At 71.7% G+C, this 14,000-nt stretch carries 15 protein-coding genes; 8 read left to right on the top strand and 7 right to left on the bottom strand.

All coding sequences use genetic code 11. The features are described from left to right. Positions 1–126: 126 nt before the first annotated feature. Positions 127–1,299, top strand: coding sequence for an LCP family protein (locus BJ986_RS16735; protein WP_337794855.1), 1,173 nt, complete (start codon positions 127–129; stop codon positions 1,297–1,299). Next, on the top strand, positions 1,292–1,804 hold the full coding sequence (locus tag BJ986_RS16240) for an amino-acid N-acetyltransferase (RefSeq protein ID WP_337794854.1): 513 nt from the start codon (positions 1,292–1,294) through the stop codon (positions 1,802–1,804). Before BJ986_RS16735 ends, BJ986_RS16240 begins: the two co-directional genes overlap by 8 nt. Before the next feature lie 59 nt (positions 1,805–1,863). Here BJ986_RS16240 and BJ986_RS04935 read toward each other — a convergent pair whose 3' ends face one another. From BJ986_RS04935 to BJ986_RS04905, 7 genes are all read right to left on the bottom strand, one after another. Next, positions 1,864–3,189 (bottom strand): MFS transporter, encoded by a 1,326-nt coding sequence (locus BJ986_RS04935; RefSeq protein WP_238338055.1) that lies wholly within the window; start codon positions 3,187–3,189, stop codon positions 1,864–1,866. A 190-nt stretch (positions 3,190–3,379) separates the two neighbouring features. After that, entirely contained in the window at positions 3,380–4,282 is a 903-nt protein-coding gene (locus tag BJ986_RS04930; protein WP_337794853.1) for an HhH-GPD family protein, read from the bottom strand. Then, the gene (gene disA / locus BJ986_RS04925; protein ID WP_179420979.1) at positions 4,279–5,355 is read right to left on the bottom strand and encodes a DNA integrity scanning diadenylate cyclase DisA; all 1,077 of its coding nucleotides are present in this window, start codon (positions 5,353–5,355) and stop codon (positions 4,279–4,281) included. The genes BJ986_RS04930 and disA overlap by 4 nt, the downstream gene beginning before the upstream one ends. A 44-nt stretch (positions 5,356–5,399) precedes the next feature. Beyond that, a complete protein-coding gene (radA, locus tag BJ986_RS04920) occupies positions 5,400–6,785 on the bottom strand; it encodes a DNA repair protein RadA (RefSeq protein WP_179420978.1) in 1,386 nt (461 codons plus the stop codon). 92 nt (positions 6,786–6,877) lie between these two features. Next, positions 6,878–7,318: an SRPBCC family protein gene (locus BJ986_RS04915; RefSeq protein ID WP_179420977.1), complete on the bottom strand. Its 441-nt coding sequence runs from the start codon at positions 7,316–7,318 to the stop codon at positions 6,878–6,880. A gap of 52 nt (positions 7,319–7,370) precedes the next feature. Further along, entirely contained in the window at positions 7,371–8,114 is a 744-nt protein-coding gene (locus BJ986_RS04910; RefSeq protein ID WP_179420976.1) for a class I SAM-dependent methyltransferase, read from the bottom strand. Further along, a complete protein-coding gene (locus BJ986_RS04905) occupies positions 8,111–8,911 on the bottom strand; it encodes a DUF3109 family protein (protein WP_179420975.1) in 801 nt (266 codons plus the stop codon). Before BJ986_RS04905 ends, BJ986_RS04910 begins: the two co-directional genes overlap by 4 nt. Positions 8,912–8,951: 40 nt before the next feature. Between BJ986_RS04905 and BJ986_RS04900 the strand changes: the two genes are divergently transcribed. The 6 genes from BJ986_RS04900 (at position 8,952) to BJ986_RS04875 (ending at position 13,991) form a co-directional block, all read left to right on the top strand. Then, positions 8,952–9,878, top strand: a complete 927-nt coding sequence (locus BJ986_RS04900; RefSeq protein ID WP_179420974.1) for a Ppx/GppA phosphatase family protein — start codon at positions 8,952–8,954, stop codon at positions 9,876–9,878. Between the two features lie 23 nt (positions 9,879–9,901). Continuing rightward, complete coding sequence (locus BJ986_RS04895) at positions 9,902–10,720, top strand: sugar phosphate isomerase/epimerase family protein (protein ID WP_179420973.1); 819 nt, start codon at positions 9,902–9,904, stop codon at positions 10,718–10,720. Between the two features lie 26 nt (positions 10,721–10,746). Further along, complete coding sequence (locus BJ986_RS04890) at positions 10,747–11,310, top strand: TetR/AcrR family transcriptional regulator (RefSeq protein WP_337794852.1); 564 nt, start codon at positions 10,747–10,749, stop codon at positions 11,308–11,310. Positions 11,311–11,418: 108 nt separating this feature from the next. Continuing rightward, positions 11,419–12,144: an ABC transporter ATP-binding protein gene (locus BJ986_RS04885; protein ID WP_179420971.1), complete on the top strand. Its 726-nt coding sequence runs from the start codon at positions 11,419–11,421 to the stop codon at positions 12,142–12,144. Next, positions 12,141–12,875, top strand: a complete 735-nt coding sequence (locus BJ986_RS04880) for an ABC transporter permease (protein WP_179420970.1) — start codon at positions 12,141–12,143, stop codon at positions 12,873–12,875. The genes BJ986_RS04885 and BJ986_RS04880 overlap by 4 nt, the downstream gene beginning before the upstream one ends. Positions 12,876–13,040: 165 nt before the next feature. Beyond that, complete coding sequence (locus BJ986_RS04875) at positions 13,041–13,991, top strand: proline dehydrogenase family protein (protein ID WP_179420969.1); 951 nt, start codon at positions 13,041–13,043, stop codon at positions 13,989–13,991. Positions 13,992–14,000 lie beyond the last annotated feature (9 nt).

The following is a 14,000-nucleotide window of genomic DNA, read 5'->3' as shown; positions in this document are numbered from 1 at the left end:
CGGGTGCCTCCCCTTGCGCGTGCTGGGCCTCCAGGCCCCGCACGCCGCGGGCAGTCCGCGCGGGCCGGACAGGCCCATCGGTGGGCCTGTCCGGCCTGTCGTGGTCCCGGCATTACTCTGGAGCGCGTGTCCGAGTCCTCCCTGCCCCGCCGCTCGCTCCTCTTCGGCCTGCTCGCCGCACCCCTGACGGTCGCCGCCTGCTCGGGTGGCACGCCCAAGTCGGCCGCATCGAGCGGTGCATCGCACGGCACGCCGTCGTCGACCAGCGCCACGACACCGCCGACCAAGGTGACCGGCGCCGGGCTGCCGGCCGACTTGCTGGCCGTCATGACCTCGGTGTACCTGGGCGGCAAGGTCCCGGCCACGGCGGCGGCCAGTGCCGTCCTGGCCAAGCGAACCCCCGGGAGTGTGGCCCTGGCCGTCACCGGCGGCGTGGGCACGTGGCAGGGCGTGCCGATCGCGGTCGTCGCCCACCAGAATGACGTCACCCTCCTCGTCAAGGACTCCTCCTGGAAGGTCGTGGGTGGCTGGTGGCCCTCGCTCAAGGCGGCCATGGTCCCGACCGCGCCGACGCGCATCCTCGCGGTCGGCTCCGACGCGCGTCCGAACCAGACCCCCGACAAGTGCCGTGCTGACGCCCTGCACATCATCGGCGTGGACGCGCGAGGCGTTGGTGGCATCGTGGGGATCCCCCGCGACTCGTACGTGCCGCTGTCGACGGGGGGCACCGACAAGATCAACGCCGCGCTCGTCTTCGGCGGCACGAACGGCATCGTGCGGACGATCGAGAACACCACGGGCGTGAAGATCGACGGGTACATGCTGACGGGGTTCAAGGGTTTCCGCGCGATCCTCGACGGGGTCGGGGGCATTCCCTACGTCTCCAAGGTGATGCTCAAGAGCGACGGCGGGACCCTGCTGGTCAAGGTGGGGCGCAACCTGCTCGACAGCTCGACCGGCCTGGGCCTGGCGCGCGAGCGACACAGCCTGCCGAACGGCGACTTCGGTCGGTCCGCCAACCAGAATGCCATCCTGCTCGCGGCCATGGCGGTCGCCAAGGCCAAGGGACCGGCCGGACTGCCCAAGCTGCTCACTGTCATCGGTGCCAACGTCAAGACCGACATCAGCGCGACCATGGCCCTCAACCTCGCGTCGTCGGTGTTCCGCACGACCGCGGCGGTGCCGAACCAGGTGGCACAAGGTGGCGTGGCCACCAAGGGTGGCGCCTCGGTGGTGGTCCTCGACAGCAGCGCCAAGGCCCTTTTCGCCGACATGGCGAACGCTCGCCTCGGTGGCTGAGGCGCCGCCCGGCGTCACGGTGCGCGCGGCCCGGACCAGCGACATCCGGACCATCCGCGAGATCGTCCGGCCGCACTCCGACACCCGGGTGCTGGTGTCGAAGGACGCCGTGACCTACTACGAGGCGCTGCAGCAGTTCCGGGTGGCGGAGCTGGACGGCGTCGTCGTGGGCTGCGGGGCCCTGCACGTCATGTGGGAGGACCTCGCCGAGATCCGCACCCTGGCCGTCCACCCGGACGCCAAGGGGCGCGGCATCGGTTCGCTGCTGCTGGAGGCGCTCATGACCGACGCGCGGGAGCTGGGCGTCGAGCGGTTGTTCTGCCTCACCTTCGAGGTGGACTTCTTCACCCGTCACGGCTTCGAGGTCATCGAGGGGCAGGCGGTCGAACCCGAGGTCTACGCTGAGCTGGTGCGCTCGTACGACGAGGGCGTCGCCGAGTTCCTCGACCTCGAGCGGGTCAAGCCCAACACCTTGGGCAACACCAGGATGCTCCGCACCCTCTGACGTCCCCCCGGGACCCTGCCCCCGGATCGATGTAAAAACGCCGGGGGATCCCGGCGTTTCTACATCGACCGCGGGGAAGGGACGTGGCGGCTCATCCTGATCCGCACCGATGCGGCCAGGACGAGCAGCAGCAGCGCTGAGATCACCCCGAACCCGAGCTGGGGGACCAGGGGCAGGGCGATGCCGATCCCGCCACCGATGACCCACGCGATCTGCAGCACCGTCTCGGACCAGGCGAACACCCGGGTGCGTACGGACTCCTCGATGTCACGCTGCACCACGGCGTCGCTGCTCAGCTTGATGAGCTGTGCGCCGAGGCCCGCGACCAGGCCCAGGACGAGCACGGTGGTCAGGGAGTAGAAGAGGGCTGCGGCCAGGGCGCCCACGACGTTGACGATCAGGGCCGCCGCGATGATGAGGTCCGGCCGCAGCCGGCGCAGGGCGTTGCCGATGACGGTGCCCAGGGCGTTGCCGAGGCCGGCGGCGCCGACGACCAGGGCCAGGACGAACGTCCCGCTGTGTCCGGGCAGCGGGTGCTGGCGCATCAGGAAGGCCATGAAGAGGGTGAGGAACCCGGTGAGCAGCCGTGCGCCCACCGCGCTGCAGAGCGCGGTTAGGACCGGGATGGGCAGGGCCGCCACCCGCGCCCGCAGTCGCTGGAAGAGGCCCAGGCGGCGACCGTCGTGCCGCCGGACGGGCACGGGCCCGGAGTCCTCGATGTCCTGCTCGCCGCTGCTGGAGTCCACCCGCGACGGCAGCCGGATGGCCAGCACGGTCCCGACGACGTAGATGACGAAGGCCAGCCGCAGCGACCACTCGGGGCCCACCCGGGCAGCGGCGCCCGCGAGGCCGCCACCGACGGCCATGCCGGCCACCCCGGCCAGGGCGTTGCGGGAGTTGGCGTTGACCAGGCTGAACCCTGGGGGCAGGAGCCGCGGCACCGCCGAGGCCCGCGTGACGCCGTACGCCTTCGAGGCGACCAGGCAGCCCAGGGCGGCGGGGAAGAGCCACACGGAGTCGTTGGCGACGGCGCCCGCCAGCACCCAGCACAGGAAGGCGCGCAGCGCGAGGGTGGTGCCGATGGCCCAGCGGCGGCCGTGCCGGAACCGGTCGAGGAGCGGACCGATGAAGGGGGCGAGCAGGGCGAAGGGAGCCATCGTGAGGACCAGGAACTGAGCCACGTGGCCGCGGGCCTCGTCGGTCGGGATGGCGAAGATCGTCCCTGCGAGCGAGACGGTGAGGGCGGCGTCACCCATGAGGTTGACGAAGTGCAGCTCGACGAGGCGCGCTAGGCCACTCTCGCCGGCGCCGGCCGAGTGCGTGTAGGCGCGGGCCCGACGGGCGCCCGCCCTGCTGCCCCGACCGGCCAGCCTGGCGCCGGCCATCGTGCCTCGACCCACCACGCGCCCGGTGCGAAGGGCCCCGGTGCGCAGGGTCCGGGCGGTCCGCCTCGCGGCGCTCGGTGTGCTACCCGCACTCGACGCAGTGGTGCCACTCGACGCGGTGCTGTCACTCGACGCGGTGCTGTCACTCGACGCGGTGCTGTCACCCGGCGCGGTGGGGGTCATCGCCGGTTCAGCTCGCCTCGCGCGATGCGGGTAGTCGGTAGCGGCCGCCGGCAAGTGGCTCGACCAGGCCGTCGGCGACGAGCGAGTCGAGGCACCGCTCACGCTGGATCTCGTTGTCGGACAACGACTCGAGCGCGGACCGTGGCACGGGCGTGTGGCTGGCGCGAAGAGCAGCGAGCAACGCCCCGCGCAGCTGGCGGTCCGTGCCCTCCCAGGCCTGGCCCTTGCGAGCCGGACCTCGGTATGCCGGTCGGCCGGCGACCTGCCAGGCGCACAGGTCCGCGACGGGACAGGCCGAGCACCGCGGTGACCGCGCGCTGCAGACCAGGGCCCCGAGCTCCATGAGGGCCACGCTCCAGGTGCGGGCCGTGGCGGCGTCCGCCGGGACGAGGTCGGCAGCCACGGTGAGCTCAGCCCTGGTCGGTGAGGGCGCGGCATACTCCTGGCCGGTCACGACGCGCGCGAGGACCCGACGCACGTTGGTGTCGACGACGGTGGTCCGCTCGCCGAAGGCGAACGTGGCGACGGCGGCCGCGGTGTAGGTGCCGACGCCGGGCAGCGCCAGGAGCTCGGCCTCGGTCGCGGGCACGGTTCCCGCATGGCGATCCGTCATGGCCACCGCGGCTGCGTGCAACCGCAACGCCCGGCGGGGGTAGCCCAGCCGTCCCCACGCCCGGACCGCCTCGCCGGGCGAGTCCGCGGCGAGGTCAGCCGGCGTGGGCCAGCGCGACATCCACTCGCGCCAGACGGGTTCGACCCGGACGACCGGGGTCTGCTGGAGCATGACCTCGGAGACGAAGATGCCCCACGGGGTGCAGTCGGGCCGACGCCAGGGCAGGTCGCGCGCGGCCACGGCGTACCAGTCCAGCACCCGGTGGTGCAGCTGCTCGGGACTGGCGCCGGTGTTCACACGTAGCGTTCGAGGATGCTCGACTCGGCCAAGCGGGACAGTCCCTCGCGGACTGCGCGGGCGCGGCCTTCACCGACGCCCTCGACGTCCATGAGCTCCTCGAGGTTGGCGGCCAGCAGCTTCTGCAGGCTGCCGAAGTGCTCGACCAGCCGGTCGACGATGGCGCCGGGCAGGCGCGGCACCTTGGTCAGCAGGCGATAGCCACACGGGCTGACGGCCGAGTCGAGGGAGTCGCCGCCGACGGCGAACCCGACTGCCTTGGCGCCGGCGGACAGGTCGAGCAGCTCGGTGGAGGTGAGCTCCTCGAGCGCGGCCATCGCCTCCTCGAGCGTCAGGTCGGCCCTGGTGACGGGCAGGTAGTCGCGGATGACGAGCTCGCGGTCGTTGCCCAGACCGCCGGTGAGCTCTTCGAGCTGGAGCGTGAGCAGGCGTCCGTCGACCCCCAGCTCGACGACGTAGCCGGAGATCTCGTCGCGGATGCGTCGCACCATCTCGAGACGCTGCAGCACGCTAGCGACGTCGCGGACGGTGACGAGGTCCTCGATCTCGAGGGCGGAGAGGGTGCCGGTCACCTCGTCGAGACGCGCCTTGTAGCGCTCGAGCGTCTGCAGGGCCTGGTTGGCACGGGACAGGATCGCGCTGGAGTCCTCGAGGACGTGCCGCCGGCCGTCGACGTAGATGGCGACGATCCGCATCGACTGGCTCACCGAGATCACCGGGTAGCCGGTCTGCTTGGCGACCCGCTCGGCAGTGCGGTGCCGCGTGCCCGACTCGCTCGTCTCGATCGAGGGGTCGGGGACCAGCTGGGTGGCGGCGCGCAGGATGCGCGAGGCCTCACGGTCCAGCACGATGCCGCCGTCCATCTTGGCCAGCTCCCGCAGGCGGGTGGCCGAGAACTCCACGTCGAGCGGGAAGCCGCCGGTGGACAGCTGCTCCACTGTCCGGTCGTGGCCGAGGACGATGAGCGCACCGGTGCGCCCCCTCAGGATGCGCTCGAGTCCATCACGCAGCTCGGTGCCGGGTGCCACGGCGGCGAGGGTGGCGCGCAGCACCTCGTCCTCGCGAATGTCCACTGGTAAAACCCCTTTGGTGCCGCTGGCGTCGGTCTGGCGCGAGTCTAACTGTGCCCGGGCAGCAACGCCGCGCGCACCGCGGTCCGAATGTCGTCGCACTCGACCACCTGCATGCCCTCGGGCAGGGGAGCGGTGCCGAGGACGCCAGACGGGACGTAGGCGGTGCGAAAGCCCAGGCGCCCCGCCTCCGCCAGTCGACGAGGTATGCCGGTCACCGGCCGGATCTCGCCGGCCAGTCCCAGCTCACCGAAGGCGATGGCATGGTCGGGCAGCGGCTGGTCCTTGACCGCGCTGGCCACCGCGAGGGCGATCGCGAGGTCGGAGGCCGGTTCGGTGAGCCGCACGCCACCGACGGTGGAGAGGTAGACGTCGGCGTTGCCGATCGGGGCCTGTGCCCGCTTGGCCAGCACGGCGATGATCATCGCGACCCGAGCGGAGTCCAGCCCGCTGGTGGCACGCCGAGGGGTGGGGATCTCGCTCTTGGCGACCAGCGCCTGCACCTCGGTCATCAGGGGTCGACGGCCCTCGAGCGTCACCGTCACGCAGGTGCCGGGCACGCTCAGGGTGCCGCGCGACAGGAAGAGGCCGCTGGGGTCGGCCAGCCCGACGATGCCCACGTCGGAGAGGTCGAAGCAGCCGACCTCGTCGGTGGGGCCGTAGCGGTTCTTCACCGCGCGCACGAGCCGGAGCCGGGAGTGCCGGTCACCCTCGAACTGCACGACCACGTCGACGAGGTGTTCCAGGACGCGCGGACCGGCGATCGACCCGTCCTTGGTCACGTGCCCGACGAGCAGGGTGGCGATGCCGCGGGCCTTGGCCACCTGGATCAGCGACGCCGCGACCTCACGGACCTGCGTGACGTTGCCGGCGGCCCCCTCGACGTCGCCGCTGGAGACGGTCTGCACCGAGTCGACGATCACCAGGTCGGGCTGCACCGCGTCGATCTGGCCGAGCACGGTGGCGAGGTCGGTCTCGGCGGCGAGGAACAGCGAGGAGGCCATCGCCTCGATCCGCTCGGCCCGCATCCGGACCTGGGCGGCCGACTCCTCACCGGTGACATAGAGGACGGTGCGGCCGTCCCCGGACCGGGCGGCGCGGGCGGCCACGTCGAGCAGCAGGGTGGACTTGCCGATCCCGGGCTCGCCGGCCACCAGCACGACCGCGCCGGGCACGAGTCCGCCACCCAGGACGCGGTCGAACTCACCGACTCCGGTGCTCACCGCCTCGGCGCGTCGCGCGTCGACCTGACCGATCGGGATGGCGGGTCGATCGACGCGAGTGGCGGCCGTCGTGCGCAGGGTGACGGCGCCGATCTCGCTGACGCTGCCCCAGGCCTGGCACTCCCCGCACCGGCCCACCCACTTGACGGCCGTCCAGCCGCACTCGGAGCAGCGGAAACCGCTCGACCTGGTCGACGTCTTGGCTGCCATGGCCGACAACCTACGGGGGGCCGCCGACAGCGCGGTCCCGCCCCGCCGACAGCGCGGTCCCGCCCCGCCGACCAGCGGGCGCGGGGGCGCGGTCAGCTGCCCGCGACGCTGCCCTCGACGACCTTCTTCAGGCCGTCGAGCATGCCCTGCCAGTTCCGCGAGAACTGCTGCGCCTGCTCCTGGGTGGAGCACCCGTCCTGGGTCAGCTTCACCGAGGTGCCGTCCCCCGAGGGAGCCAGGTCGTACGAGACCGTGTGGTAGTTCTCCGGCACGTCCTCCTCGCCCATCAGCGGGCTGTAGTGCGTGACCGAGAGCCGGATGCCCGGGTCGACCTCCAGCACCTCGCCCTTGTCCCGGTACGGCTTGCCGTCCATCTCGCCGCTCCACGTGATGGGGCCGCCGATCTCCCAGTCGGACTCGACCCGCGAGCCCATCATGTACTGCGCAATCTGCTCCGGGTCGGTGAGCGCTGCCCACACCCGGTCGGGTGCGGCGTCGACCTCGACGCCGGCGGTGGCTTCGTAGCCGGTCATGACAACCTCCATTGGCTCGGGACCTGCCGTGCCTCCCCACCCTGCCGCACCCTCAGAACCGGCGCCACCACAGGTTGACGGCGTAGTCGACCCCGCTGCCCTCATGCTCCGCGAGGATCCCCTCCGCGGCCGTCTCGGGGAACTCGATCCGCAGCACCGACTCGAAGTCTGCGCGCGAGTCGAACGACCAGTCGATCACCAGGCGTTCACGGGACCAGCCCTGGCGTGCCCAGAAGCGTTCCACCGCAACGGGATCGTAGGACGGATGGGTACGCGTGAACCACCTGCCGAAGGTCGAGCGCGTGGGGTCGTTGTCGACGACGAAGGCCGTGCCGCCGGGTCGCAGGACCCGCTCGAGCTCGCGCAGGCCAGGTTCGCAGCCGGCCCCGAAGAAGTAGGCCCACCGCGCGTGGGCGATGTCCACGCAGGCATCGGCCAGCGGCAGGGACTGGGCAGCGCCCTCGAGGACCCGCACGCCCGGCATACCCGAGATGCGTTGCTCGGCAAGGGAGACCAGGGGTGGGTGCGGCTCGATCCCCACGACGCTCACGCACCCGAGGGAGGCGAACCGGGGCAGGTGGAAGCCGGTCCCGCAGCCGACGTCGAGGAGGTCGGCGCCGGCGAAGGGTTGCAGCGAAGCCATCGCGGCCTCGATCAGCCCGGCGCGGTCGACCCCGAGGTTCTCGACCTCGTAGACGTCGGGGAAGTCCCAGATGTTGGGGCTGCGGGTCGGCTCCGGCCGCGGCTCGGTCGGCTCCGGCTCGGTCGGGTCGGGCCCGTCCGAGGTCGGGCTCATCGGGACTTGCGGGACTCTTGCGCAGCCAGCGTCGCGGGATGCACCAGCAGCGGGAGCATCTTGCGGGAGTAGGCGTTGCTGGCGGCCTTCACGCTGGCCAGGTGCGCCTCGCAGCGGATCTCCAGCTCCCCGTACGCCTCCTCGCCCATCAGCTCGACGAGCTCGCCCCGGTTGCTGCGGAAGACGGGCTCGCGGCCGACGTGGGCCTCGGGGTTGGAGGAGCAGTACCAGTCGAGGTCGTGACCACCGGGTCCCCAGCCGCGGCGGTCGTACTCGGTGATGGAGACCTCCTGCCAGCTCGACCCGTCGGGCAGCTCGACCTTGCGGTAGGTACGACGGATCGGCAGCTGCCAGCACACGTCGGGCTTGACCGTGTGGGGCGCCTTGCCGGTGAGGACGCCGTGCTGGTGCAGCGCGCAGCCCGCCCCGGCGGGGAAGCCCGGCCGGTTGAGGAAGATGCAGGCGCCGTCGACGACCTTGGTCTTGAGGGCGTCGTCCTCCGTCTCCGTCCAGGCCGACGCCTTCGTGGAGCCGGGATGCAGCTGCCACTCGTCCTCGCCGAGCTCCTTGACCACCTTCTTGACCCGCTTGATGTCGTCGTCGTCGGTGAAGTGGGCGCCCAGGGTGCAGCAGCCGTCGTCCGGTCGACCGGCGTAGATGCCCTGGCAGCCGCTGCCGAAGATGCAGGTCCAGCTCGAGGTCAGCCACGTCAGGTCGCAGCGGAAGCGCTGTCCGGTGTCGGCGGGGTCGGTGAACTCCACCCAGATGCGGGCGGTGTCGAGCGGGGTCTCGGGCACGTCGCAACCTTACGTCGCGCCCAGCCGATAGCGTGCAGCCATGCGTCTCGGGGTCATCGACATCGGCTCCAACACCGTCCACCTGCTCGTCGTCGACGCGCACCGGGGCGCCCAGCCGCTGCCCGCCACGTCGCACAAGATCGAGCTTCGGCTCTCCGAGCACGTCACCGACAGCGGTGACATCGCCGAGTCGGGCGAGGCCGCCCTGATCGAGTTCATCCAGGAGTGCCTGACGGTCGCCGAGGACCAGGGCGTCGAGGAGGTGATGGCCTTCGCCACCAGCGCGATCCGCGAGGCACCGAACGGTGAGGACGTGCTGGCCCGGGTGCGAGCGCGGACCGGAGTGGCCCTCCAGGTGCTGTCCGGCGAGGACGAGGCGCGGCTGACCTTCCTGGCCGCGCGCCGCTGGTTCGGCTGGTCGAGCGGCACGCTGCTCGTCGTGGACATCGGCGGTGGGTCGCTCGAGCTCGCTGCCGGCATGGACGAGGACCCCGACGCCGCGGTGTCGCTGCCCCTGGGGGCCGGGCGGCTGACGCGCGACCTCCTCCCGGGTGACCCACCCACGGCCGAGGTGGTCCGGGACGCCCGCAGGGCCATCCGGCTGCGGCTCGCCGCGGCCGTGCGACCGCTGGCCAAGGCCGGCGCCGCGGACCGTGCCGTGGGCACCTCCAAGACCATGCGTTCGCTCGCCCGGGTCACCGGCGCGGCGCCGAGCAGCGACGGCCCGTATGCCGCGCGGAGCCTCGAGCGCAGCGCCCTCGCCTCGGTCGTGGCCGAGCTCAGTGGGATGACCGCCCACCAGCGGGAGCGCTTGTCAGGCGTCTCTGCCAGCCGCTCCCGACAGCTGCTCGCGGGCGCTCTCGTGGCTGAGGCGGCGATGGACCTACTCGGCCTGGAGCGCCTCGAGATCTGCCCGTGGGCACTGCGTGAAGGCGTGATCCTCAGCAGGCTCGACGCGATGCGCTGACGCCTGCTCGGTAGGCTCGGTGCATGGCCGGAGCCGTGTCGATCCCAGGAGCCTCGGTCGCCCTCTCGACCGCCTCGGTGTATCCCGACACCTGTGCCTCGGCCTTCGCCACGGCGGCTCGGCTCGGCTATGACGCCGTCGAGGTGATGGTCTGGACCGACCCGGTCTCGCAGGAGGCGGGGGCGCTGGCCGCGCTGTCCCGGCTGCACGGCATACCCGTCGTGTCCGTGCACGCGCCCACGCTGTTGCTCACCCAGCGCATCTGGGGGCCGGACCCGTGGACGAAGGTCGACAACTCGATCGCGCTGGCCCAGGAGGTGGGCGCGTCGACGGTGGTGCTGCACCCGCCGTTCCGCTGGCAGAAGGAGTACGCCAGCGAGTTCGTCGAGGGCGTGGCGCTGCGCGAGCACGAGACCGGGGTGGCGCTGGCCGTCGAGAACATGTTCCCCTGGCGCGCCCGACAGCGGGAGTTCGAGGCCTACCTGCCGCACTGGGACCCGGTGCCGCAGGCCTACGACCACGTGACCCTCGACCTGTCGCACACCTCGACGGCGGGCTCCGACGCCATGGCCATGGCCGCGGCACTCGGGCCGCGCCTCGCGCACGTCCACCTCGCGGATGGGCTCGGGTCCCTCAAGGACGAGCACCTCGTCCCCGGACGTGGCACCCAGCCCTGCGCGGAGTTCCTGGAGATGCTTGCGGTGCAACGGTTCTCCGGTTCCGTCGTCGTGGAGGTCGGGACCCGCAAGCTGACGGCCGAGGAGCGCGAGGTCGACCTCGCTGAGGCCTTGGCTTTCGCCCGACTGCACCTGGCCACCGCGTCGGCGGTGGGCGCGCCGTGAGTCCCCGTGGCCGGCGACCCGGAGGCGTGGACACGAGGCAGGCCATCGTCGAGGCGGCCAGGGTGGACTTCGCCGACCAGGGGTACGACGGCACCTCGCTGCGCGGCATCGCCCGCCGGGCGGCGGTCGACCCGGCCCTGGTGCACCACTACTTCGGTGGCAAGGCCCAGCTCTTCGCAGCGGTGATGGACATCCCGGCCGACCCGGCGGCCCTGATCGGCGCCGTCGTCGACGGGCCCCGGGACCAGGTGGGCGAGGCGCTGGTGCGGACCTTCCTGGGCGTGTGGGACTCCCAGGAAGGTCGGCAGCGATTCCAGGCCCTCATGCGTGCCGCGGTCAGCCACGAGGAGGCGACCCGGATGCTGCGTGAGTTCCTGACCCGCGAGGTGTTCGGCAGGGTGCTCGGGGCGCTGGCAGCCGACGGCCACCGCCCGGCCGACCTCGAGCTGCGGGCAGGCCTGGCGGCCTCCCAGATGGTGGGCCTGGCGATGATGCGCTACATCGTCGAGTTCCCCGCCGTGGTGGACGCGGACCACGACGAGCTGGCCGCCCTCGTCGGCCCAACCATCCAGCGCTACCTCGCTCCGTAGCCCCCGCTCCTTTAGGCCACGCTCCTTAGGCCTTTGCTCCCCAGGCGACCGGCCGTCCGGCACACCGGGGTCTTGTCCAGGGGTCATCCCAGGAGTACATTTCATCGCATGATGAAAAACGCCATCGAGATCACGGACCTCCGGGTGGTGCGCGGCGGTCGTGAGGTGTTGCCCGGCCTGACCATGTCGGTCCCCGCGGGGCAGGTGGTCGGGCTGCTCGGCCCCAGCGGTAGCGGCAAGTCGACGCTGATCCGGGCGGTCGTGGGGGTCCAGGTCGTGGAGTCCGGCGACGTCATGGTGCTGGGGGAGCCCGCAGGCTCGCCGTCGCTGCGCCACCGCATCGGGTACGTCACCCAGATCCCCAGCGTCTATGACGACCTGTCGGTACGGGCCAACGTGCGCTACTTCGCCAGCATCCTGGGCGTGGCGATGTCAGCGGCCGACGAGGCCATCGAGGCGGTCGACCTCGCCGACCATGCCGACTCGCTCGTGGGACGACTCTCCGGGGGGCAGCGGTCGCGGGTGTCGCTCGCGGCGGCCCTCGTCGGCGACCCCGAGCTGCTGGTCCTCGACGAACCCACCGTCGGGCTCGACCCGGTGCTGCGGCGTGACCTGTGGCAGCTGTTCAAACGCCTTGCAGCGCAAGGACGTTCGCTGCTGGTCTCGAGCCACGTGATGGACGAGGCGAGCCGTTGCGACCGGCTGCTCCTGCTTCGCGAGGGCCGGATCCTCGCCGACGAGACGCTGCCTGAGCTGCTCGCCCGCACCGGAGCCGATGACGCCGAGCACGCGTTCCTGTCCCTGATCGACCGCGCCGAGGAGGCCGCCCGATGAACGTCCACCGCACTCTCGTCACAGCCGGCCGGGTCCTGGCCCAGCTGCGCGCCGACCACCGGACCATCGGGCTCATGCTCGTCGTCCCCTGCGTGCTGATCGGCCTGCTGGCCTGGATCTTCAACGGCACCCCGGTCTTCGACGGGCTCGGGGCGCCGCTGCTGGGCGTGTTCCCCTTCGTGGTGATGTTCATCGTCACGAGCGTCGCGACCTTGCGCGAGCGGACCTCCGGGACCCTCGAGCGCCTGCTCACCACCCCGATGGGCAAGGGCGACTTCATGTTCGGCTACGCCCTCGCGTTCGGGGTGATGGCGATCCTGCAGGCCCTCATCGCCACGGCGTTCGCGGTGTACGTGTGCGGCCTGGACGTCGCCGGACCCTTGTGGCTGCTCGTGGTGGTGGCCGTGCTCGACGCCCTGCTCGGGACCGCGGTGGGCCTACTCGCGAGCGGTTTCGCGCGCACCGAGTTCCAGGCGGTCCAGTTCATGCCGGCGTTCGTGCTGCCGCAGTTCCTGCTGTGCGGGCTGCTCGTGGCCCGCGACGGTCTCCCCGACGTCCTGCGCTGGCTCTCCGACGTGCTCCCCCTGTCGTATGCCGTGGACGCCATGAAGTCCGTCACCTCCAGTGCCACTCCCGGAGCCGCCGTCGCCGGTGACGCGGCAGTCATCGGTCTGTGGGTGCTCGTCGCCCTGGTCCTGGGCAGCCTGACCCTGCGTCGCCGCACCGCCTGAGCGGGCGGGGCGCCTGGTCAGGGGCAACGTCAGGGGCAGCGTCAGGGGCGGAGTCAAGGCAGGTCAGGGCAGGTCAGGGGCGGGACCCGCGACGCGGCATACCTGCGGGGCGGTTAGCCTTGTCGGCGGTCGTGACCTCCGCGACCACCGCTAGGAAGGACCGCCGTGGACGCCAGTGACCTGCTGCGCAACAGCCTGCTCCAGCTCTCCAAGAGCGGCGCCGTGCGACAGACGATCGAGAAGGCGCCGGTGAGCCGCAGTGTCGTCCGGCGGTTCGTCCCCGGCGACCGCACGGGGGATGCGGTCAGCGCCACGGCCGAGCTGCGTGCGACCAACCGGCTGGCGACGATCGACTACCTGGGGGAGGACACGACCGACCTCACGCAGGCGATCCGCACCCGTGACCACTACCTCGAGCTGCTCAAGGCGCTCTCGGACGCCGACCTGTCCCAGCACGGCATGGGCGAGGTGAGCCTCAAGCTCTCCGCCCTGGGCCAGTACCTGCCGGGCGACGGCCACAAGATCGCCCTCGACCACGCCCGCGAGATCTGCCAGGCCGCGGCGAACGCCGGCACGACGGTGACCCTCGACATGGAGGACCACACCACGACGGACGCGACGCTGGAGTCGCTGCGCGAGCTGCGCCAGGACTTCCCCTGGGTCGGGGCCGTGATCCAGTCCTACCTGCACCGCAGCGAGGCGGACTGCCGCGACCTGGCCCACGAGGGCAGCCGGGTGCGGCTGTGCAAGGGGGCGTACAAGGAGCCGGAGTCCGTTGCCTACCAGAGCAGCTCGGACGTCGACCAGAACTACGTGCGCTGCCTGAAGATCCTGATGGCCGGCTCCGGCTACCCCATGGTGGCGAGCCACGACCCGCGGCTGATCGAGATCGCCGGCGCGCTGGCCGCGCACCACCAGCGCGACGCGGACAGCTACGAGTACCAGATGCTCTACGGGATCCGGCCCGAGGAGCAGAAGCGGATCGCCGACCGGGGCAACCAGATGCGGGTCTACATCCCCTACGGCGAGGAGTGGTACGGCTACCTCATGCGCAGGATGGCCGAGCGCCCCGCCAACGCGATGTTCTTCCTGCGCGGCCTCGCCACCAAGAACTGACCCCGCCCC

Source organism: Pedococcus badiiscoriae, from assembly GCF_013408925.1.
Lineage (GTDB): Bacteria > Actinomycetota > Actinomycetes > Actinomycetales > Dermatophilaceae > Pedococcus > Pedococcus badiiscoriae.
This window is presented reverse-complemented; position numbering and strand designations above follow the sequence as displayed.

Coding starts and splice junctions, on each gene's coding strand:
- BJ986_RS04885 (WP_179420971.1), top strand. CDS start 11,419: ATGATGAAAAACGCCATCGAGATCACGGACCTCCGGGTGGTGCGCGGC.
- BJ986_RS04900 (WP_179420974.1), top strand. CDS start 8,952: ATGCGTCTCGGGGTCATCGACATCGGCTCCAACACCGTCCACCTGCTC.
- BJ986_RS04915 (WP_179420977.1), bottom strand. CDS start 7,318: ATGACCGGCTACGAAGCCACCGCCGGCGTCGAGGTCGACGCCGCACCC.
- BJ986_RS04895 (WP_179420973.1), top strand. CDS start 9,902: ATGGCCGGAGCCGTGTCGATCCCAGGAGCCTCGGTCGCCCTCTCGACC.
- BJ986_RS04910 (WP_179420976.1), bottom strand. CDS start 8,114: ATGAGCCCGACCTCGGACGGGCCCGACCCGACCGAGCCGGAGCCGACC.
- radA (WP_179420978.1), bottom strand. CDS start 6,785: ATGGCAGCCAAGACGTCGACCAGGTCGAGCGGTTTCCGCTGCTCCGAG.
- BJ986_RS04880 (WP_179420970.1), top strand. CDS start 12,141: ATGAACGTCCACCGCACTCTCGTCACAGCCGGCCGGGTCCTGGCCCAG.
- BJ986_RS04935 (WP_238338055.1), bottom strand. CDS start 3,189: ATGGCCGGCGCCAGGCTGGCCGGTCGGGGCAGCAGGGCGGGCGCCCGT.